Consider the following 19,372-nt stretch of genomic DNA (forward strand, 5'->3'; position numbering starts at 1 on the left):
CTCGCTTCGCTTCCGTCCGGCGTGCCCGGTTGTTTGTCGCGACGGTTGCCTGTCTGGACATGCCGTCGCCGCAACATGCAGCAATTCTAGAGCCGGTATTTGCCCCCTTGGAGGAAAATGCGCCGATGGACGAAGCAGTTACCTCTGTCGGGAGAATTCACGAAACGTGGTAAAGAAGTGGTTAACTATGGTGGGAATTTTTTAACTTTTGTGGCGCGCGGTACTCCCGCGCGCGGGCTGACCATCCATTCGGCGGAAAGGGCAGGCGATATTCAACCGGAATTTATTTGACGTTTACGCGCACGTCAAATATTGTCATCCCATATTTGCCGGATCGGCTCCGGCTTTCACGATGCGGAGGAACATCGGTAATGCCTGTTTACAAGGCCCCAGTCAAAGATACGCTTTTTATCCTGAACGACGTTCTCGGCCTGGAGCGGTATAACAACCTGCCCGGCTTCGAAGATGCAACCCCTGATATGATCGAGGCCATCACCGGAGAAGCCGCCAAGCTTGCCGAAGAGCGGCTTTTCCCGCTCAACCTTTCCGGCGATCAGCAGGGTTGCAAGCGCGCCGATGACGGTTCGGTTTCCGTGCCTGAAGGTTTCAAGGAGGCCTATGACGCCTATTGCGAGGGCGGCTGGATCGGTCTTGCCGTTCCGCAGGAATTCGGCGGTCAGGGTCTGCCCTATACGCTTCATGCCGCGATCGGCGAATATATGTCGTCCGCCAACCTGTCGCTGATGATGTATCCCGGCCTGACGCAGGGCGCCATCGCCGCCGTCTTGGTGCATGGAACGCAGGAACAGAAGCAGACCTATCTGCCGAAAATGGTCGAAGGCACATGGTCCGGCACCATGAACCTGACCGAACCCCATTGCGGCACCGATCTCGGCCTGCTGCGCACGAAGGCGGTTCCGCAGGGCGACGGCAGCTACAGGATTTCCGGCCAGAAGATATTCATCTCCGCCGGCGAACATTCCATGACTGATAATATCATCCATCTGGTGATTGCCCGTATCGAGGGCGCGCCGGAAGGTACCAAGGGTATTTCGCTGTTCATCGTGCCGAAGTTCCTCGTCAAGGAAGATGGTACGCTCGGCGAGCGCAATGGCGTTACCTGCGGTGCGATCGAGCACAAGATGGGCATTCACGGCAACGCCACCTGCGTCATGAACTATGATGACGCGACGGGTTATCTGCTCGGTGCGGAGAACAAGGGTCTCTCCGCCATGTTCGTGATGATGAACGAGGCGCGCCTCGGCGTTGGCCTGCAGGGTCTTTCCGTTGGCGAGATCGCCTACCAGAACGCGGTGGAATATGCCCGTGACCGCATTCAGGGCCGCTCGCTTTCGGGTGCGAAATTCCCCGACAGGAAGGCCGATCCGATCATCGTGCACCCGGATATCCGCCGCACGCTGATGACCATCAAGGCCTATAACGAGGCCGGCCGCGCCTTCCTTCTGTGGACCGCGCTGCAATCCGACATCGCCCACCGCGCCGCCGATGAAAAGCAGCGCCAGGCGGCGGACGACCTGCTCGGCCTCGTCACGCCGATCCTCAAGGGTGTGCTGACCGACAAGGGCTTCGATCACGCCGTGATGGCGCAGCAGGTCTTCGGCGGCCACGGCTACATCGAGGAACATGGCATGAGCCAATATGTCCGCGATGCGCGTATCACCATGATCTATGAGGGTGCCAACGGCATTCAGGCGCTTGATCTGGTGGGCCGCAAGCTCGGCATGAATGGCGGCCGCGCCGTGATGGCGCTGTTCAAGGAAATCGGCGATTTCTGCGAGGAAAACCGCGCCGACGAAAAGCTCAGCCTCTACACCAAGGGTCTGAAGAAGGGCTTGAACGACCTGCAGGCCGCAACCATGTGGTTCATGCAGAACGCCATGGCCAAACCCGACAATGCCGGTGCCGGCTCGACCGACTATATGCATCTCTTCGGCATCGTGGTGCTGGGCTACATGCAGGCGCGCATGGCGAAAGCCGCCAGCGAAGCGCTTGCAGCAGGCAGCACTTCGGACGAGGATTACCTCAAGACCAAGCTTGTCACGGCGAAGTTTTACATGGAGCGCATCATGCCGGAAACGGCGCTGCGCAAGGCCCGCATCGAAACCGGCGCGGACACCATGATGGAACTGGCTGCGGAAGCATTTTGATGAGGCTGGCGTTTCTGACGCCACAGGGAGAGAGTTATGACCGACGTATTTATCTACGACCATGTCCGCACCCCGCGCGGACGCGGCAAGAAGGATGGCAGCTTGCATGAGGTGCCTTCCGTTCGCCTTGCCGCCAAGACGCTGGAAGCCATCCGCGACCGCAACGGGCTGGACACATCCGCTGTCGATGACATCATCATGGGCTGCGTCGATCCCGTCATGGATGCCGGTGCGGTGATCCCGAAGGCGGCCGCCTTCGAGGCCGGTTATTCCAACAGGGCGCCGGGCATGCAGATCTCGCGCTTCTGCGCCTCGGGTCTCGATGCCATCAACTTCGCGGCCGGCAAGGTCAAGGCTGGTTCGGACGATATCGTCATCGCCGGCGGCGTCGAAAGCATGTCGCGCGTCGGCATGGGCATGTCGGGTGGCGCCTGGTACATGGACCCTTCGGTCAACTTCCCGGCCTTCTTCATGCCGCAGGGCGTGTCGGCCGATCTCATCGCCACCAAGTATGGTTTCTCCCGTGACGATGTCGACGCCTATGCCGTCGAAAGCCAGAAGCGTGCGGCGCATGCCTGGGAAAAGGGCTATTTCAACAAGTCGGTCATTCCGGTGAAGGACTCAAACGGCCTGACGATCCTCGACCGTGACGAGCACATGCGCCCCGGCACGGACATGCAGGCGCTTGCCTCGCTCAATCCGTCCTTCCAGATGCCGGGTGAAATGGGCGGCTTCGAAGCCGTCGGCATCATGGCGCACCCGGAAGTGGAGCGGATCAATTACGTCCATCACGCCGGCAATTCGTCCGGCATCGTTGACGGTGCTGCGGCCGTGCTGGTTGGCTCGAAGGCGGGCGGCGAGGCGATGGGCATTAAGCCCCGCGCCCGCATCAAGGCATTCGCCAATATCGGCTCCGATCCGGCGCTGATGCTCACCGGCCCGGTGGATGTGACCGAGAAGCTCCTGAAAAAGACCGGAATGTCGCTTGCCGATATCGATCTTTTCGAACTCAACGAAGCCTTTGCCGCCGTGGTCCTGCGTTACATGCAGGCCTTCGACATCGACCACGACCGGATGAACGTCAATGGCGGCGCCATCGCCATGGGTCATCCGCTGGGCGCAACCGGCGCGATGATCCTCGGCACGGTGCTGGATGAGCTGGAGCGGCGCGATCTGAACACCGCGCTCGTGACGCTTTGCATCGGCGCGGGCATGGGCACGGCGACGGTTATCGAGCGGGTTTGAGAGGCTTCGGCTGATACCGCAACGGTTCCTCCGTCATCCTCGGGCTTGACCCGAGGATCTATCCCCGGTGCTTGGATCCTCGGGTCAAGCCCGAGGATGACGGAGAAAGCGAAGCGGCCATGAAGATTCAGGGAAGAGGAATCCCAAATGAGCACTTACACCAATTTCACCATCGAGACGGACGCAGACGGCATTGCCCTCGTCACCTGGGACATGCCGGAAAAATCCATGAACGTCTTCACGTCAGAAGTGATGGATGAGCTGAACGCCATTGTTGACGCGACTGTCGCCGATAGCGCCGTCAAGGGCGTCGTCTTCACGTCAGGCAAGAGCACCTTTTCCGGCGGCGCCGATCTTTCGATGATCAAGTCGATGTTCTCCTTCTACAATGACGAGAAGACGAAGAACCCGGATCAGGCGGCTGCAAAGCTGTTCGAACTGGTTGGCCGGATGACTGGCCTGTTCCGCAAGATCGAGACCAACGGCAAGCCCTGGGTTTCCGCCATCAACGGCACCTGCATGGGCGGCGCTTTCGAACTCTCGCTCGCCTGCCACGGCCGCGTGGCCTCCAGCGCCAAAAGCCTCAAGATCGCCCTGCCGGAAGTCAAGGTCGGCATCTTCCCTGGTGCCGGCGGCACCCAGCGTGTGCCGCGCCTGACCGATGCGCAATCGGCATTGCAGATGATGACGACGGGCCAATCGCTGACCGGCGCACGCGCCAAGGCCATGGGTCTGGTGCACCAGGTTGTGGAGCCGGATCAGCTGGTCGCCACCGCAAAGCAGATGATCAAGGATGGCCTGAAGCCGGTCGCTCCTTGGGATGAAAAGGGCTTCAAGGCTCCCGGCGGCGGCATCTGGACGCCTGCGGCCGCCCAGCTCTGGCCGGCCGCTCCGGCGATCCTGCGCCGTGAAAGTGCCGGCAACTATCCGGCAGCGCTTGCCATCCTCAAATGCGTCTATGAAGGCCTGCAATTGCCCTTCGATACGGCGCTGAAGGTGGAGCAGCGTTATTTCACGGAAATCCTTCGCTCGAAGGAAGCCTTCGGCATGATCCGCTCGCTGTTCGTTTCCATGCAGGAACTCGGCAAGGGCGCGCGCCGCCCGGCCGGCCAGTCGAAGACCGAGTTCAAAAAGGTCGGCGTCGTCGGCGCGGGCTTCATGGGCGCTGCCGTCGCTTATGTCACCGCCGCCGCCGGCATCCCCGTTGTGCTGGTCGATCGCGATCAGGAAGCGGCCGACAAGGGCAAGGGCCATTGCGAGGAAAGCGTCAAGGCGGCCATCGGCAAGGGCAGGCTAACGCAGGATGAAGGCAAGGCCCTGCTCGACCTCGTCACTCCCACGGCGGACTATGCGGCGCTTTCTGACGCAGATCTCGTCATCGAGGCCGTCTTCGAAGACCGGGATGTGAAAAAGGCCGTCATCGAGGCCGTGGAGGCCGTGCTGCCTGAGGGAGCGATCTTCGCCTCCAACACCTCCACCTTGCCAATCACTGGCCTTGCGAAGAACTCCAAGCGCCCGGCGGATTTCATCGGCATCCACTTCTTCTCGCCGGTCGAGAAGATGATGCTGACGGAAGTGATCCTCGGCAAGGAAACCGGCGACAAGGCGCTGGCCGTTGCGCTGGATTACGTGGCCAAGATCAAGAAGACGCCGATCGTCGTCAACGATACGCGCGGCTTCTTCGTCAATCGCTGCGTGCTGCGCTACATGGCGGAAAGCTACGACATGTTGATCGAGGGCGTACCGCCCGCCATGATCGAAAATGCCGCCAAATTCGCCGGCATGCCGGTCGGCCCGCTTGCGCTGAATGACGAAGTGGCGATCGATCTTTCCTACAAGATCCTGAAAGCGACCGTCGCCGATCTCGGCGAAAAGGCCGTCGACCCGCGCCATATGGAACTGGTGAAGACGCTGGTGGAAGGCGAGGGCCGCTTCGGCCGCAAGAACGCCAAGGGCTTTTACGACTACCCGCCAAAGCCCGCCAAGAAGTCCCTCTGGCCCGGCCTGAAAAATCTCTATCCGCAGCAGAAGCCTGAGGATGTGGATATGGAAGTGCTGAAACAGCGCTTCCTCGTCACGGTCGCTCTGGAAGCCGCCCGCACGGTGGAAGAAGGCATCGTCACCGATCCGCGTGAGGCCGATGTCGGCTCCATCCTCGGTTTCGGTTTTGCGCCCTACACCGGCGGTGCGCTCTCCTACATCGACGGCATGGGCGTGAAGACTTTCGTGGCGCTCGCCGAGAAGCTGAGCGAGAGCTATGGCCCACGCTTCAAGCCGACGCCGCTTCTGAAGGACATGGCCGCCAAGGGCGAGACCTTCTACGGTCGTTTCGATCCCTATGCCAGCGCCGCCAAGGCGGCATAAGCCTTCTCGGCAGATCAACGAACGGGACCCTTCGGGGTCCCGTTTTGCGTCTCTCCAGGCTCAACGTCATCCTCGGGCTCGACCCGAGGATCCATTATTCCAACGGGTTGAGGACCCCCGCCTCAAGGGCGAGGATGATGCAGGAGAGATTTTACACTTCTGTCGTCAGCCTGAGGCCCTTCGGGGCCTTTTTTATCGGCCTCTGTCCCGATGCTGCCGCTTTATGTGCATCCTTTGCCCGGCTGGGGCGTTGAAAAGGCGTGATCGGGCGATCTGCGCCCGCTGCCGCAATTCAGGACGCTTCAGGAGACTGCAATGAAGACATCACTGCGATCCCATGGTTTCGACAAGCCATCGGACCTCGACGACCACCTGGCTGAGCTTGATGAAGAAGCTGCGGAGAAAAAGGCCGGAAAACCCGCCGCCGGACAGGCGCGTGTTTCCGCAACGGTGGATCCGTCAATACGCGCGGAACTGGATGATCTGCGCAAACAGCTGGAAAAGATCCGCCGCGACGTGAAAAAGCTGGAGGCGGCTTCCCATCCGGTTCGTCATAGACCCGCAAATATCAGGCACGAGAAGGACCACGAGAATTCGCGCCTGATGATGGTGGTGCGCTCCGTTGCCGTCACCTCGCTCGCCAGCCGCATCTTCGCTTCCTCGCCTGTCATGGCGGCGCTGGTGGCCGTTGTGCCTTTCGCGCTTGGCCTTGCCGCACGACACAGGGAAGGGTCTTAAAGCCGGGCGTCGTACGTCACCGCAGAAGCTGCCCGTCATTGCCCCAAAAAAGATCAGGTGAATTGCTGAGGGGAAATGCGGATCAGCGGATGACGAATACCGGGATTTCGGCGCGCGATTTGTCCTGCGCCGAGCCGGCATTCCAGCCATCCACAGGCGCCGTGAAAAAACTGTCAAAAAACTTCGCGATGGCGCTTGCCATGTCCGAACAAGATGTTATAACCCCGCTCACTTTCGGGGCACCAAACAGCCCCGCCCGCCAAAAGCGGAGGTTCTTCAAGGACCTGAAGTGCCCGGATAGCTCAGTTGGTAGAGCAGCGGATTGAAAATCCGCGTGTCGGTGGTTCAAATCCGCCTCCGGGCACCATTAATTTTCCCAGATAAAATTTATGCAGCATTCTGTTTCGGTTTAACGAAAGCGGTACAATAAGATTCCGCTGTATCTATTTTGTAGTCGGACCCTGTTTTGTAGGGAAGAGCGCTGCAGATCATCTTTCAGACTTTGGTAAAGTCGCAATTACCGTCGTAAATAGCCCCCAGTGGCTGAACGCAATAATTTTGCAATTCCAGTTGCTCATCCATTTCGCTTCTCTGACTTTCCTGGCTACTCACACGTAAAAACTAAGAGTGATGGCATCTGCGCGCTAGATGAGAATGACGAGTTTGTAACATACGTTTTTCAACTTACAGAGAGAGCAGTCCGCAAATGGATCATGCTGTAAATCCATCTTTTCTACCCCCCGGTATTGTCTATTTTGACGGCTTTCTCTATCCAAACGAGGAGGCCGCCGTCGCCCGCAGACTGGATGCGGGTGTGTGGAGCACGGAGCTGAAACGCCGCGTGCAGCATTTCGGTTATCGGTACGACTATAAAGCGCGCGCTGTTACTGCAGATGTGTATCTCGGGCCGTTGCCGCCTTGGCTCGGCGTCTTCGCGGAGCGGTTGTTGCAGGCTATTGCCGGGATTTGCCCGATCAGGTGATTGCGAACGAATATCTTCCGGGGCAGGGCATCAGCGCACACGTCGATTGTGTTCCCTGTTTTGACGATACGATCGTGTCGATAAGCCTTCTATCCGCATGTGAGATGGTTTTTCGCGATTTGCGCGGACCAGCCATGTGCGGCGTTTTGCTTCAGCCTCGCTCCGGTGTCTTGCTAAGAGATTCAGGTCGCTACGGCTGGACCCATGAAATTCCGGCCGGTAAGTCGGATATCGTGAATGGAATTAAGGTGCTCCGAAGTAGAAGAATCTCCCTCACTTTTCGCAAGGTCATTATTCCGAGACGGCCTTAACCCAATCGAATTACAGATGCTCCCGGTTATCCGAATTCTGCTCCGCCCGGTCCCGGTAAAGCGCCGCACGCCCTAGCAGCATCAGCGACACCGGCGTCGTTACCGTTACGAAGATGCCGATGAAGATCTCGTGGAAGGCGAAGCGGTCGCCGGAGACGGAGAAATAGATGATCGAGGCCATGACGATGCCGCCGGTGCCCCAGCTGGTGCCGAGTGTGGGCGCATGCAGGCGCTCATAGAAGCTGTTGAGCTTGGCAAAGCCAATCGTGCCGATCAGCGTCAGCGAGGCGCCGAGAAGTACGAAGAACGCCACGGCAATGGCGGCCCAGAGCGGGAATTCTGCGGCATTGCTCATTCGATCACCTCGCCACGCATCATGAATTTTGAAAGGGCAACGGTGGAGACGAAGCCGAGGATTGCGATGAGCAGCGAGGCCTCGAAATAGATGTCGTTGCCGGTGCGCAGGCCGAAGGTCAGGAGAAGCAGCATGGCGTTGACGTAGAGCGTATCAATGCCCAGCACCCGGTCCTGGGCCCGCGGGCCTATGGCGATGCGGTAGACGGAGATCGTCATGGCGATGGCCAGCATCAGCTGCGCAAGCGAAAAGGACCAGAAAAGGATAATCGAACTCATTCGAATATCTCCATCAGCAGTTTTTCATATCGGTTTTTGATGAGGCTTATCCATGCCGCCTCATCGACGTCATCGAGAACGTGAAGGAGAAGCGTGCCCTGGCTGGAATTATATTCGAGCCAGGCGCTTCCGGGTGTAGAGGTGAGGATCGTTGCCAGAACGGCAAGCCCCATCGGATCGCGAATCTCGAGCGGGACGGCAAGGAAACCGGATTTGCGGTCTCTTTCGCGCTGGAACAGAATGATCCTCACGACCGAAATATTAGACCGGATGATGTCGTAAAGCACGATGGCAATCAGCTTGACGAGCTTGTGCCAGTTGCGGATGCGCGGTTTCGCGGGCCTGAGCGACGCCATCGCCCAGGAGGCGATGAGGGCCACACAGGTGCCGAGCAGCAGATGTCCCGGCGAAAAACTGTTGATCGTCATCCAGAAGAAGATCAGCGAGACCGTCAGCAGCGGGTAGGGCAGAACACGGCTCATCATGGCTGCGCCTCCGGATTGCTTCCCGCCCTCGGTGCGGAAATGACGCCCTGAATGTAGCTCGCCGGCAGATCGAGAATACGTGCCGTCTCCTGCATGTAGCGCATCACCGGCCCGGCCTGCACGGTCATGGCAAGTGTCAGGCCGAGCAGCAGCATGATCGGCGCGATTTCGATGACGAGAACGCGCGGCACCGTGCCTTCAATGGAGGCCCAGAAGGTGCGGATACCCGCACGCGTCATCGAGATCAGCGAGGCGAAACCGGCAAAGACGATCAGGAAGACAAGCCACCAGGAAAGCGTGGAGACGCTGTCATTGGCGCCGAGCCCGGAAGGGTTGAGAATGGCGGTCAGCATGGAGAATTTGGCGATGAAGCCCGAGAGCGGCGGCAGGCCGGCCAAAAGAATGCCGCAGGCTGCAAAACAAGCGCCGAGCACCGCCATGGTGCCGGGCATGGTCACGCCGACTTCCTCTTCCTCCTCCTCATCTTCGCCCTCGCCATAGGCTTCCATGGTGACGGCAAGAACGTTCGCGCCCGCATCCTGCCCGCGTTCGACGAGTTCGATCAGCATGAAGAAGGCGCTGATGGTGAGCGTGGAGCTGACGAGATAATAGAGCGCGCCGGCCGCCACCGTCGGGTTGCCTGTGCCCATGGCGGCGAGAAGCGTTCCCGACGATACCAGAACCGAAAACCCGGCCAGCCGTCCGAGCGCCTGCGATGCCAGAACGCCGATGGCCCCGAAGATGATGGTGGCGATACCGCCGACCAGCAGGGCATCATGGCCGAAACCGGCGGATTCGCCGGCCGTCTGTCCGAAAAGCAGGAAGGACAGGCGGGCGATGACGTAAATGCCGACCTTGCTCATGATCGCAAACAGCCCGCCAACCGGGGCCGAAGCCGCGCCATAGGCGGAAGGCAGCCAGAAATTGAGCGGCCACATGCCGGCCTTGACCAGAAAGGCGATGCCGAGAACCGCAGCACCGGTTTCCAGCAGCATGCGCTGGTCCGGGTTGAGGCCTTCGATACGGTGGGCAAGGTCACCCATGTTCAGCGTGCCGGTGACGCCATAGATGAGGCTGACGCCGATGAGGAAGAACAGCGCCGCGACAAGGTTGATGGCGATGTAATGCAGTCCGGCCTTGACGCGCTGCTGGCCGGAACCGTGCAGCAAAAGGCCATAGGAAGCCGCCAGCATGACTTCGAAGAAAACGAAGAGGTTGAAGAGGTCGCCGGTCAGAAACGCGCCATTGACGCCCATCAGCATCATCTGGAACAGCGAATGGAAATGGGCGCCTGCCTTGTGCCATTTCGCCATCGAATAGATCAGCGACGGGATTGCAAGCAGTGCCGTCAGAAGCACCATCAGCCCGGAGAGGCGGTCGGCAACGAGCACGATGCCGAAGGGCGCCGGCCAGTTGCCGAGCAGATAGACACCGCTCGAAACCACCGCCGCAATCTCTGTATTGACCGTCGAGTTCACCTCACGGAACAGCAGGATGGCGACGCCGAGCAATATGACGGTCGAGGCAAGGCTGATGGCGGCTTTCGCGACACGCTGGCGCTCATCGAAGAACAGCAGAAGGGCAGCGGTGATCAGCGGCACCAGAATGGGGGCGATGACGATGTGGAAGGGGAACGACATCATTTCGTCTCCCTCCCGTCCACATGGTCGGTGCCGGTCAGGCCTCGCGCGGCAAGCAGCACGACGAGGAACAGCGCCGTCGTCGCAAAGCCGATGACGATTGCCGTCAGCACCAGGGCCTGCGGCACAGGGTCCGCCAGCGTCGAACTGTCAACGCCATCGACCAGAACCGGCGGCGCATTGGTCTTGATGCCGCCGACACCGAAGATGAAGAGGTTGACGGCATAGGACAGCAGTGAAAGCCCGACGATGACCTGATAGGTGCGCGGGCGCAGGATAAGCCACACGCCGGAGCCGGTCATGATGCCGATGCCGATTGCAAGAATGAGTTCCATTACACGTCCTCCGCTTTTGCGGCTTCAGGCGTGCGAACGCGGTAGTTACGCAACGATTGGTGTGCCAGTGCTATGAGAATAAGAACGGTGGAGCCGACGACCAGCGAGAAGACGCCGAGGTCGAACAGCAGGGCCGATGCCGTCGGCATTTTGCCGATATAGGGTATCTCCGTATACTGGAAATAGGAGGTCAGGAACGGGTAGCCGAAGTACCAGGAACCGATACCCGTTGACGCCGCCATCAAGAGGCCAAAGCCCATCCAGCGCAGTGGCAGGATGCGGATGCGATCCTCCGCCCAGCGCGCGCCACCGGCGAGATACTGCAGCAGGAAGGCGATCGCCATGGTAATACCCGCCGCAAACCCGCCGCCCGGCATGTCGTGGCCGCGCATGAACAGGAAGATCGAGAAGGTGATGATAACAGGGAACATCCACTGCATCACGATCGATGGCACATAGAGATAATCGCGGACCGTATCGCCTTTGCTACGATCCGGGCGCTCGGCATCGAAGGCGTTTTGCATCTGCTGTTGTTCCGGCACCCCGATGCTTTCATGCGCGGGACGGAAACGGCGAAGCAGCGCAAAGACGGTCAGCGCCACGATGGCCAGCACCGCGATTTCCCCGAAGGTGTCGAAGCCACGGAAATCGACGAGGATGACGTTGACGACATTGGTGCCGCCGCCTTCCGAATAGGCGCGCTCAAGGAAATAGGTCGCGATGGCGTTCGGAACGGGCAGGGTCATGACCGCATAGGCGATGACCGACATGCCGATGCCGCTTGCGGCGGCCAGCAGGAAGTCACGCGCGCGGCGAAGCTGCGCCGGCAACTCGTCGCTGCTGTCGACCTTCTCGAAGCGTTTCGGCAGCCATCTGAGACCGAGCAGGATGAGAACCGTGGTGACGATTTCGACCAGCAGCTGGGTGATTGCGAGATCGGGCGCGGATAGCCAGACGAAGGTAAGGCAGGTAACCAGACCCGAGACACCAAGCATGACGAGGGCGGCGAGGCGATGATATTTCGCCTGCCAGGCGGCGCCCATCGCGGCGATCATGCCGATCAGCCAGAGAATGGCAAAGATCGGATCGAAGGTTGTTACGCGCGGCAGCGACAGGGAGAATTCCGAAAGGAACAGGGGTGAGAAACCGGCAAGAAGCGCCACGAGGATGAGGAGTCTCAGCTGCGGCTGCAGACGCCGCGTGCCGAGCCTGCTTTCCAGCCACCGCGCCCACTTCCAGGACACGGTGACGAGAATGCGCTCGAAGATGCGCTGTCCCCGCAAATGCCGGAAGACCGGCGGACCGTCGTCGCAACGCGAGAAATAACCGCCGAGCAGGACATAGATGGTAACGCCGCCGATAAGTGCCGCGATACTCATGATGAGCGGCAGGTTGAAACCGTGCCAGATCGACAGGCTGTAAACGGGCGTCTGCGGACCGAGAACGGAAAGCACGGCCGAATGCAGGAACGGGCCGATCGACAGGCTCGGAACGATGCCGACGATGAGACAGGCGAAAACCAGGAACTCGATCGGGAAACGCATCCAGCGCGGCGGCTCGTGCGGATTGGGGTTCGGCAGGTCAACGGGCTTGGGGCCGAAGAAGACCGTGTGAATGAAGCGCAGCGAATAGGCGACGGCGAATGCGCCCGACAGCGTCGCGACATAGGGCAGGGCCCGGTCCAGAAGCGAGTCGGCATGGGTCTCGACGGCCTCGGCAAAGAACATTTCCTTGGAGAGGAAGCCGTTGAACAGCGGCACGCCGGCCATGGCCGCACTCGCCGCCATGGCAAGCGTGGCGGTTGCCGGCATATAGGTATAGAGCCCGCTCAGTCGCCGCATGTCGCGGGTGCCGGTTTCATGGTCGATGATGCCCGCCGCCATGAAAAGCGATGCCTTGAAAGTGGCGTGGTTGACCATGTGGAAGATCGCCGCAACCGCCGCAAGCGGGCTGCCGAGGCTGAGCAGCGTGGTAATGAGCCCGAGGTGGCTGATGGTGGAATAGGCGAGCAAACCTTTCAGGTCCTGCTGGAACATGGCGAAATAAGCGCCGAGCAGCAGTGTGATGACGCCGGCCACGCCTACCAGCCAGAACCATTCCGGCGTGCCCGCCAGCACGGGCCAGAACCGCGCGAGCAGGAAGACGCCTGCTTTCACCATGGTTGCCGAATGCAGATAGGCGGAAACGGGCGTTGGCGCTGCCATGGCGTTGGGCAGCCAGAAATGGAACGGAAACTGCGCGCTCTTCGTCAGCGCACCGCCGAGAATGAGGATAAGTGCCGGCAGATAGAGAGAATGGGCGCGGATATCGGCACCGGCCTCGATGATCTTGTCGAGATCGTAGCTGCCCGCCATGTGGCCGAGGATGAGCAGTCCGGCCAGCAAGCTGAAGCCACCGATACCGGTCACGGTCAACGCCATGCGCGCCCCGTCGCGCGCACCGGCGTTCTGGTGCCAGTAGCCGATCAGCAGGAATGAGAAGATGCTCGTCATTTCCCAGAAGATCGACAGCAGGATGACGTTGCCGGAGAGGACGACGCCCAGCATCGAGCCCATGAAGGCGAGCAGAAAGGCGAAGAAACGCGGGATCGGGTCTTCTGCGGACATGTAGTACCGGGCGTAGAGGACCACGAGCAGGCCGATGCCGGTAATGAGGATCGCGAAGATCCAGGCAAATCCGTCCAGCCGAAGGGTGAAATTAAGCCCTAGCTGCGGCAGCCATTCCACATCATATTTCAGCGCCCCGCCGCCACTGACGGTCGAATAAAGAAACATGCTGGCGACAAGACCGAAGAGGGCGACAGCGCCGGCGACAGAGGCCGGACCGGCCGCCGCACCATCGCGCGGCATGAAAGCCGTCAGGAGAGCGCCGACGAACGGCAATGCGACAATAAATGGAAGAATGGTTGCAAGTGTCATATGCGGCGGCGGTTTTCTCTCTGGAATTGGAGCCTACGGCGGGTTTCCGACGACTCCGATCCCTCAAGGTTCATGATGAACCGAATGATGAGGACCGCCGGAATGACTAATAGATAATATGCGGGGGCGCTCTTGGAACCACGTTCGCAAAGTCTCGGAAAGCTTGTGGCACGACGGCAACAGGTGTGACCGCCGGCCTGGCTTCTGGCGTTATCCGCAGGGTGGATGAGGCGAAATCGCCGAGGCGAAAGCCCGAACCGGCGTCGCCGGCCTTGCAGCCGAAATCACTGCCGCTTGTGCATTCTTTGTCGCGAAGAGAAGGGGATCGGCCGAGATCCACCGTCTGCAAACGTTCCAGACGGCTGGCCTTCGAGATCGTCTTGACGCCGGAAGGCGCCTGAAAGCCGATCATGACGAGCAGGCTTGCGACCACGAGGCCGATCAACACTTGCGGATGGCGGCCTGAAAAGCGGCATTTCTCCATCCATAACAAGTTGGCATCTCCTTGATCGTAAAGGTCTCTTTAAAGCATCACCGCTGAGCGAATATCCCGTTGATTTGTTTTAGGGGAAGGCGGACACGCTTGTCCAGCGCACAGGCCGGAAAAACCGCCCGCAGCGTCCGATTCCTTTTCGTTTTTGCCCGTTTGCGGCAAAGTGAGGGCGACAATGGCTAAAAGCTTTTACAAATTTTACCGTTTGACGCCGATGCTTATGTTTCTTAACTTTCAAGCAAGGAATTAACCATAAAGATTGATGGTATTTCCACGGCGGAATGGGGTTCTCTCCCCTTCCAGGCATGACGCCGCACTGCCGTACCGGTGCCGATCCGGTATTTCGTTTCTTGGTTCAAGAAGGTCAGGCAAGCGTCGATGCCGCATCGTCCGCGATGGGTATGTTCGTTCAAAAATCCCCCTTAGGGTGCTGGCGTTCTGAACCTTGGCCAATTGGCCGGGTTTTACCGGCCGTCATGTTATTGGGGACGTCGGTTGGGGCAGGACTTGCCATCAGATCAAGCGCGCAGATCGGCAGGCGGAAGCCTGGCGGGGCGGCTGCGCTTTGCCGGCCTTGATGAGACGCAATCCGATTTCCTGCGCAATTATCGCGGCATGCTGGAACCCTACGTCAAGGCGGGCCTGCGTGACGTGATGAACCGTTTCCAGTCCATGCCGGACTGTTCGCCGTCTTTCGAAAGCGAAAACCAGCTCAACCGCCTGCACGATCTGCAATCCTCGCATTGGAGCGTTTTGACCGATGCGCGCTTCGATGCGCTTTATGCCGAGCGGGTAAAGGTTCTTTCCGACAATGCCAGCCGCATGGGCCTCGACCCGCGCTGGCAGATTGCCAGCCACGCGATCGTTCTGGAACATCTGCTCGGCGGGCTGGTGACCGAGCACGCGCCGCGTTCCATCCTTCCCGGCAATCGCAGGAAAAGCCGCGAGCTGGCGGAAGTCGTGAAGAACGTCGTCCGTCTGGTGATGGTCGATACCGAGATCGCCGTGTCGCTGCGCTTTAATGAATTGCGCCTGCGCCATGGCCGGGAACTGGCGGAACAGCGCGACAGCGACCGCTCCGAAGCGGCAAGCCTGCTGGGCGAGGCGCTGACAGCCTTTGCCGCAGGGAACTTGCAGGCCCGCATCGGTGGCAACGTGCCTGAGGCTTACGCGGATGTTGCTGTCTCCTTTAATGCGGCGCTCGAAACGATCGGCACCTCGCTGATATCGGCGCAAACCAGCATCGGCGAGGCCGAGGCGCTGAGCGCACGCTTTGCCGAGATTGGTCGTGCCATGGCGGAACGTTCCAGCCAGCAGGCCGCAGCCCTTGCCGAAACCTCCCGCGCCATCCAGGCGATGATCGGGACCGTGGCTGAAAACGGCGCGCGCATATCGGCGGCGGAAACGGCCGTTACCCGTGCCCGTGAGTCGGCAGTCGAAAGCGGCAAGGCGATCGGCGAAGCAATCGACGCCATGTCCGATATCGAGCAATCCGCCGAACAGATCGGCAGGATCATCGGCACGATCGACGAGATTGCTTTTCAGACGAACCTTCTCGCCCTCAATGCAGGCATCGAGGCGGCGCGCGCCGGGGACAGCGGACGCGGTTTTGCCGTCGTCGCGCAGGAAGTCCGGGCGCTCGCCCAGCGTTCCGCCGATGCGGCAAGAGAGATCAAGAGCCTTGTCGGCACCACGAAGACACAGGTCGAGGGCGGCGTGCGCATGGTGAACCGCACGCAGGAAGCAATCGGCGGGGTCGTCCGGCAGGTGTCGGGTATCAACGAGATGATCGCCGAAGTCTCCCGGCATACCGCTCAGCAGGCCGGCGAACTGCAATCGGTCGCCGCCGACATCGGCGAGCAGGAAAGGCATGCGAGCCGGATCGTCGCCGATATCGGCGCAAGTGCATCCGAGGCCGACACGCTTCAGACCGTCATTCTGGAACTCGGCCGCACCATTCGCGAATTCCGCATTGCCCGCCAGGGACAGCCAAGCGCGACGCCCGGCGCGGCGCGGCAGGACACATCATTTATGGCCCGTGAGGATAACCGCACGGATTACGGCCAGGATTACCAACAATTCAGACGCCAAGGAGTCATGTAATGGCAGCCAGAAAAGCAGCTGAGGCGACGCTGAAACTGTCACCGGTGCTGGATCTCAACGAGGCATCGGCGCTGCACGGCAAGCTGATGACGCTGAGGGGAGCACCGTTGTCGGTCGATGCGTCGGAGGTTGAGCGTATCGGAGCACTTTGCGTCCAGGTCCTCATGGCCGGCGCGAAATCCTGGGAAGAGGATGGCAAGCGGTTCGGTTTTGCCAAGGTGTCCGATGCATTCGACAAGACCATGAAACTGATAGGCGTCGATATCGATCATTTGCTCCTGAAGGAGATGCAAAAGTGAAGAAAAAAGTTCTGACCGTGGATGATTCCCGGACGATCAGGAACATGCTCCTGGTCACGCTCAACAATGCCGGTTTTGAAACCATTCAGGCCGAAGACGGCATCGAAGGTCTCGAAGTACTCGAGCAGAGTAACCCCGATGTCATCGTGACTGATATCAACATGCCCCGTCTCGACGGTTTCGGCTTCATCGAGGGTGTGCGGCGCAATGAAAAATACCGCGCCATACCGATCCTCGTCCTGACGACCGAAAGCGATGCAGAGAAGAAGAACCGCGCCCGTCAGGCCGGTGCGACAGGCTGGATCGTCAAGCCGTTCGACCCTGCAAAACTCATAGATGCCATTGAACGCGTAACCGCCTGATACGGGACATTTCACGATGGATATGAACGAAATCAAGGAAATCTTTTTCCAGGAATGCGAGGAGCAGCTCGCTGAACTGGAATCGGGGCTTCTTAAATTGAATGACGGCGACCGTGATCCGGAAACCGTCAATGCCGTTTTCCGTGCCGTTCATTCCATCAAGGGCGGGGCGGGTGCCTTCGGTCTCGATGATCTCGTGGCCTTCGCCCACGTTTTTGAAACGACCCTCGACTGCGTCCGTTCCAACAAGCTGGAGCCGACACAGGACGTCCTGAAAGTCATGCTGCGCTCCGCCGACGTGCTGGCGGACCTGACCAATGCAGCGAGAGACGGCGGCAGCGTCGATGAAAGCCGCACCCGTGGCCTCGTCAAGGAACTGGAAGCGCTGGCAAACGGGGAAACCATCCAGGTTTCCGCAGCAGTAGCAGCGCCAGCTGCTGCGAAGATGCCTGAACCCGTCGCGCCCAAGCCGACGGACGAGAGCGGTTTCGAGCCAATCCCATTCTCCTTCTCGGACTTTGCCGACGAAACCACGCCGTTGATGGAAGCACCGTCCTTCCAGATCGCGTTCAAGCCGCATGCATCGCTTTATTCGAAAGGCAACGAGGCTGCCCTTCTCCTGCGCGATCTTTCGCGCATCGGCGAGATGAGCATCAATTGCGACATGTCAGCGCTGCCTTCGCTCGACAAGCTCGATCCGGAAGCCTCCTATCTCTCCTGGACGGTTTCGATCACGACCGACAAGGGCGAGGAAGGTATCCGCAGCGTCTTCGAATTCGCCGAATGGGATTGCGACCTCGAAATCACCCCCGTTGTGTCGGATGCTGCCGCGGATGAGGAAGAGCTTCCGATGATCCCGGTTCCGTTCGATCTCTCGGCTCTCGATAGCGGGCCGGACGAAGAACCTGCCGTCGAAGCCGTCGCGGTGGAAGAACCTTTCGTTGCCGCAGCCGTCGAGGCGGCCGTCGCAACCACCCAGATCGCCCAGAGCGTCAACGCCGCCATCGAAAAGCGCGAGGCGGCAGCAGCCCCCGCCGCCGTGCAGGCGAACGCCAATGCAGCGGCCAATGCAAGTGCCGGCCAGACCATCCGTGTCGATCTCGACCGTGTCGATCGCCTCATCAACCTCGTCGGTGAGCTTGTCATCAATCAGGCGATGCTGTCGCAGAGCGTCATCGAAAACGATGCCAGCGGCACGTCCGCCGTCAATATGGGTCTCGACGAACTCCAGCAACTGACGCGCGAAATCCAGGACAGCGTCATGGCGATCCGCGCGCAGCCGGTGAAGCCGGTCTTCCAGCGCATGTCGCGTATCGTCCGCGAAGTCGCCGACATGATCGGCAAGCAAATCCGCCTCGTTACCGAAGGCGAGAACACGGAAGTCGACAAGACGGTCATCGACAAGCTGGCCGAACCCCTGACGCATATGATCCGCAACGCCGTCGATCACGGCATCGAGACGCCGGAAAAACGCGAAGCGGCGGGCAAGAACCCGGAAGGCACCATCAAGCTTTCGGCCAAGCACCGGTCGGGCCGTATCCTGATCGAGCTTCAGGACGATGGCGCGGGCATCAACCGTGAGCGCGTTCGCCAGAAGGCGATCGACAACGATCTCATCGCCGCCGATGCGAACCTGACCGATGAAGAAATCGACAATCTGATCTTCGCTCCGGGCTTCTCCACGGCGGACAAGATTTCCGACATTTCCGGCCGTGGCGTCGGCATGGATGTGGTCAAGCGTTCCATTCAGGCGCTTGGCGGCCGCATCAACATTTCCTCGCGCCCCGGCCATGGTTCAACCTTCACCATGAGCCTGCCGCTGACGCTTGCCGTTCTCGACGGCATGGTGGTGACGGTGGCCGGGCAGACACTTGTCGTTCCGTTGACGGCAATCGTGGAAACCCTGCAGCCGGAAGCGAAGAACATTCACTCCTTCGGCGCCAACCAGCGGCTGATCTCCATCCGCAACTCCTTCTGCCCGCTGGTCGATGTCGGACGCGTTTTGAACTTCCGCCCGACCCAGGCCGATCCGGTCGAAGGCGTCGCCCTTCTGGTGGAATCGGAAGGCGGCGGCCAGCGTGCCCTGATGGTTGATGCGATCCAGGGTCAGCGCCAGGTTGTCATCAAGTCGTTGGAAGCCAACTATACCCATGTTCCGGGCATTGCCGCCGCCACCATTCTGGGTGACGGACGCGTTGCGCTCATCCTGGATGTCGATGCCATCGTCAGCGCCTCGCGCGGACAGCCCCTGAAGCAGGAAATGTCGCTTGCGGCGACAGGTTGAAAGCGGAACATC

At 60.0% G+C, this 19,372-nt stretch carries 19 protein-coding genes and 1 tRNA gene; 13 read left to right on the forward strand and 7 right to left on the reverse strand.

The window, feature by feature from the left end:
• The first annotated feature begins 117 nt into the window (after positions 1-117).
• The 9 genes from JZY08_RS00980 (at position 118) to JZY08_RS27500 (ending at position 7,808) form a co-directional block, all read left to right on the forward strand.
• Complete coding sequence (locus JZY08_RS00980; protein WP_216330682.1) at positions 118-291, forward strand: hypothetical protein; 174 nt, start codon at positions 118-120, stop codon at positions 289-291.
• A gap of 80 nt (positions 292-371) precedes the next feature.
• On the forward strand, positions 372-2,168 hold the full coding sequence (locus tag JZY08_RS00985) for an acyl-CoA dehydrogenase C-terminal domain-containing protein (protein ID WP_216330683.1): 1,797 nt from the start codon (positions 372-374) through the stop codon (positions 2,166-2,168).
• Between the two features lie 36 nt (positions 2,169-2,204).
• Positions 2,205-3,413: an acetyl-CoA C-acetyltransferase gene (locus tag JZY08_RS00990; protein ID WP_174056039.1), complete on the forward strand. Its 1,209-nt coding sequence runs from the start codon at positions 2,205-2,207 to the stop codon at positions 3,411-3,413.
• Positions 3,414-3,560: 147 nt separating this feature from the next.
• Complete coding sequence (locus JZY08_RS00995) at positions 3,561-5,777, forward strand: 3-hydroxyacyl-CoA dehydrogenase NAD-binding domain-containing protein (RefSeq protein WP_216330684.1); 2,217 nt, start codon at positions 3,561-3,563, stop codon at positions 5,775-5,777.
• Between the two features lie 315 nt (positions 5,778-6,092).
• The gene (locus tag JZY08_RS01000) at positions 6,093-6,515 is read left to right on the forward strand and encodes a hypothetical protein (RefSeq protein WP_216330685.1); all 423 of its coding nucleotides are present in this window, start codon (positions 6,093-6,095) and stop codon (positions 6,513-6,515) included.
• An 89-nt stretch (positions 6,516-6,604) separates the two neighbouring features.
• On the forward strand, positions 6,605-6,841 hold the full coding sequence (locus JZY08_RS01005) for a hypothetical protein (protein ID WP_216330686.1): 237 nt from the start codon (positions 6,605-6,607) through the stop codon (positions 6,839-6,841).
• A tRNA-Phe gene (locus tag JZY08_RS01010) sits at positions 6,807-6,882 on the forward strand. The genes JZY08_RS01005 and JZY08_RS01010 overlap by 35 nt, the downstream gene beginning before the upstream one ends.
• A 339-nt stretch (positions 6,883-7,221) precedes the next feature.
• Complete coding sequence (locus JZY08_RS27495) at positions 7,222-7,497, forward strand: hypothetical protein (protein ID WP_253204032.1); 276 nt, start codon at positions 7,222-7,224, stop codon at positions 7,495-7,497.
• Positions 7,434-7,808, forward strand: a complete 375-nt coding sequence (locus JZY08_RS27500) for an alpha-ketoglutarate-dependent dioxygenase AlkB (protein WP_301183733.1) — start codon at positions 7,434-7,436, stop codon at positions 7,806-7,808. Before JZY08_RS27495 ends, JZY08_RS27500 begins: the two co-directional genes overlap by 64 nt.
• Before the next feature lie 10 nt (positions 7,809-7,818).
• Here the strand turns inward: JZY08_RS27500 and mnhG are convergent, their stop codons facing one another.
• From mnhG to JZY08_RS01050, 7 genes are all read right to left on the reverse strand, one after another.
• Positions 7,819-8,163, reverse strand: a complete 345-nt coding sequence (gene mnhG / locus JZY08_RS01020; RefSeq protein ID WP_003493757.1) for a monovalent cation/H(+) antiporter subunit G — start codon at positions 8,161-8,163, stop codon at positions 7,819-7,821.
• Complete coding sequence (locus tag JZY08_RS01025; RefSeq protein WP_003493758.1) at positions 8,160-8,441, reverse strand: K+/H+ antiporter subunit F; 282 nt, start codon at positions 8,439-8,441, stop codon at positions 8,160-8,162. Before JZY08_RS01025 ends, mnhG begins: the two co-directional genes overlap by 4 nt.
• Positions 8,438-8,926, reverse strand: coding sequence for a Na+/H+ antiporter subunit E (locus tag JZY08_RS01030; RefSeq protein ID WP_216330687.1), 489 nt, complete (start codon positions 8,924-8,926; stop codon positions 8,438-8,440). Before JZY08_RS01030 ends, JZY08_RS01025 begins: the two co-directional genes overlap by 4 nt.
• Complete coding sequence (locus JZY08_RS01035) at positions 8,923-10,569, reverse strand: monovalent cation/H+ antiporter subunit D (RefSeq protein ID WP_216330688.1); 1,647 nt, start codon at positions 10,567-10,569, stop codon at positions 8,923-8,925. Before JZY08_RS01035 ends, JZY08_RS01030 begins: the two co-directional genes overlap by 4 nt.
• Positions 10,566-10,901, reverse strand: coding sequence for a Na+/H+ antiporter subunit C (locus JZY08_RS01040; protein ID WP_216330689.1), 336 nt, complete (start codon positions 10,899-10,901; stop codon positions 10,566-10,568). The genes JZY08_RS01035 and JZY08_RS01040 overlap by 4 nt, the downstream gene beginning before the upstream one ends.
• Positions 10,901-13,819 (reverse strand): monovalent cation/H+ antiporter subunit A, encoded by a 2,919-nt coding sequence (locus JZY08_RS01045; protein WP_137037071.1) that lies wholly within the window; start codon positions 13,817-13,819, stop codon positions 10,901-10,903. The genes JZY08_RS01040 and JZY08_RS01045 overlap by 1 nt, the downstream gene beginning before the upstream one ends.
• Positions 13,820-13,925: 106 nt before the next feature.
• Positions 13,926-14,303, reverse strand: coding sequence for a hypothetical protein (locus JZY08_RS01050; protein WP_216331480.1), 378 nt, complete (start codon positions 14,301-14,303; stop codon positions 13,926-13,928).
• A 516-nt stretch (positions 14,304-14,819) separates the two neighbouring features.
• Between JZY08_RS01050 and JZY08_RS01055 the strand changes: the two genes are divergently transcribed.
• The 4 genes from JZY08_RS01055 to JZY08_RS01070 are packed head-to-tail and all read left to right on the forward strand — an operon-like array spanning position 14,820 to position 19,360.
• Positions 14,820-16,415: a globin-coupled sensor protein gene (locus tag JZY08_RS01055; RefSeq protein ID WP_253204034.1), complete on the forward strand. Its 1,596-nt coding sequence runs from the start codon at positions 14,820-14,822 to the stop codon at positions 16,413-16,415.
• On the forward strand, positions 16,415-16,714 hold the full coding sequence (locus JZY08_RS01060; RefSeq protein ID WP_216330690.1) for an STAS domain-containing protein: 300 nt from the start codon (positions 16,415-16,417) through the stop codon (positions 16,712-16,714). The genes JZY08_RS01055 and JZY08_RS01060 overlap by 1 nt, the downstream gene beginning before the upstream one ends.
• Positions 16,711-17,076, forward strand: coding sequence for a chemotaxis response regulator CheY1 (gene cheY1 / locus JZY08_RS01065; RefSeq protein ID WP_003493773.1), 366 nt, complete (start codon positions 16,711-16,713; stop codon positions 17,074-17,076). Before JZY08_RS01060 ends, cheY1 begins: the two co-directional genes overlap by 4 nt.
• Positions 17,077-17,092: 16 nt before the next feature.
• The gene (locus JZY08_RS01070) at positions 17,093-19,360 is read left to right on the forward strand and encodes a chemotaxis protein CheA (RefSeq protein ID WP_216330691.1); all 2,268 of its coding nucleotides are present in this window, start codon (positions 17,093-17,095) and stop codon (positions 19,358-19,360) included.
• The last annotated feature ends 12 nt before the right edge of the window (positions 19,361-19,372 follow it).

The organism is Rhizobium sp. X9, assembly GCF_018873185.1.
GTDB classification, from domain to species: Bacteria; Pseudomonadota; Alphaproteobacteria; order Rhizobiales; family Rhizobiaceae; genus Agrobacterium; species Agrobacterium oryzihabitans.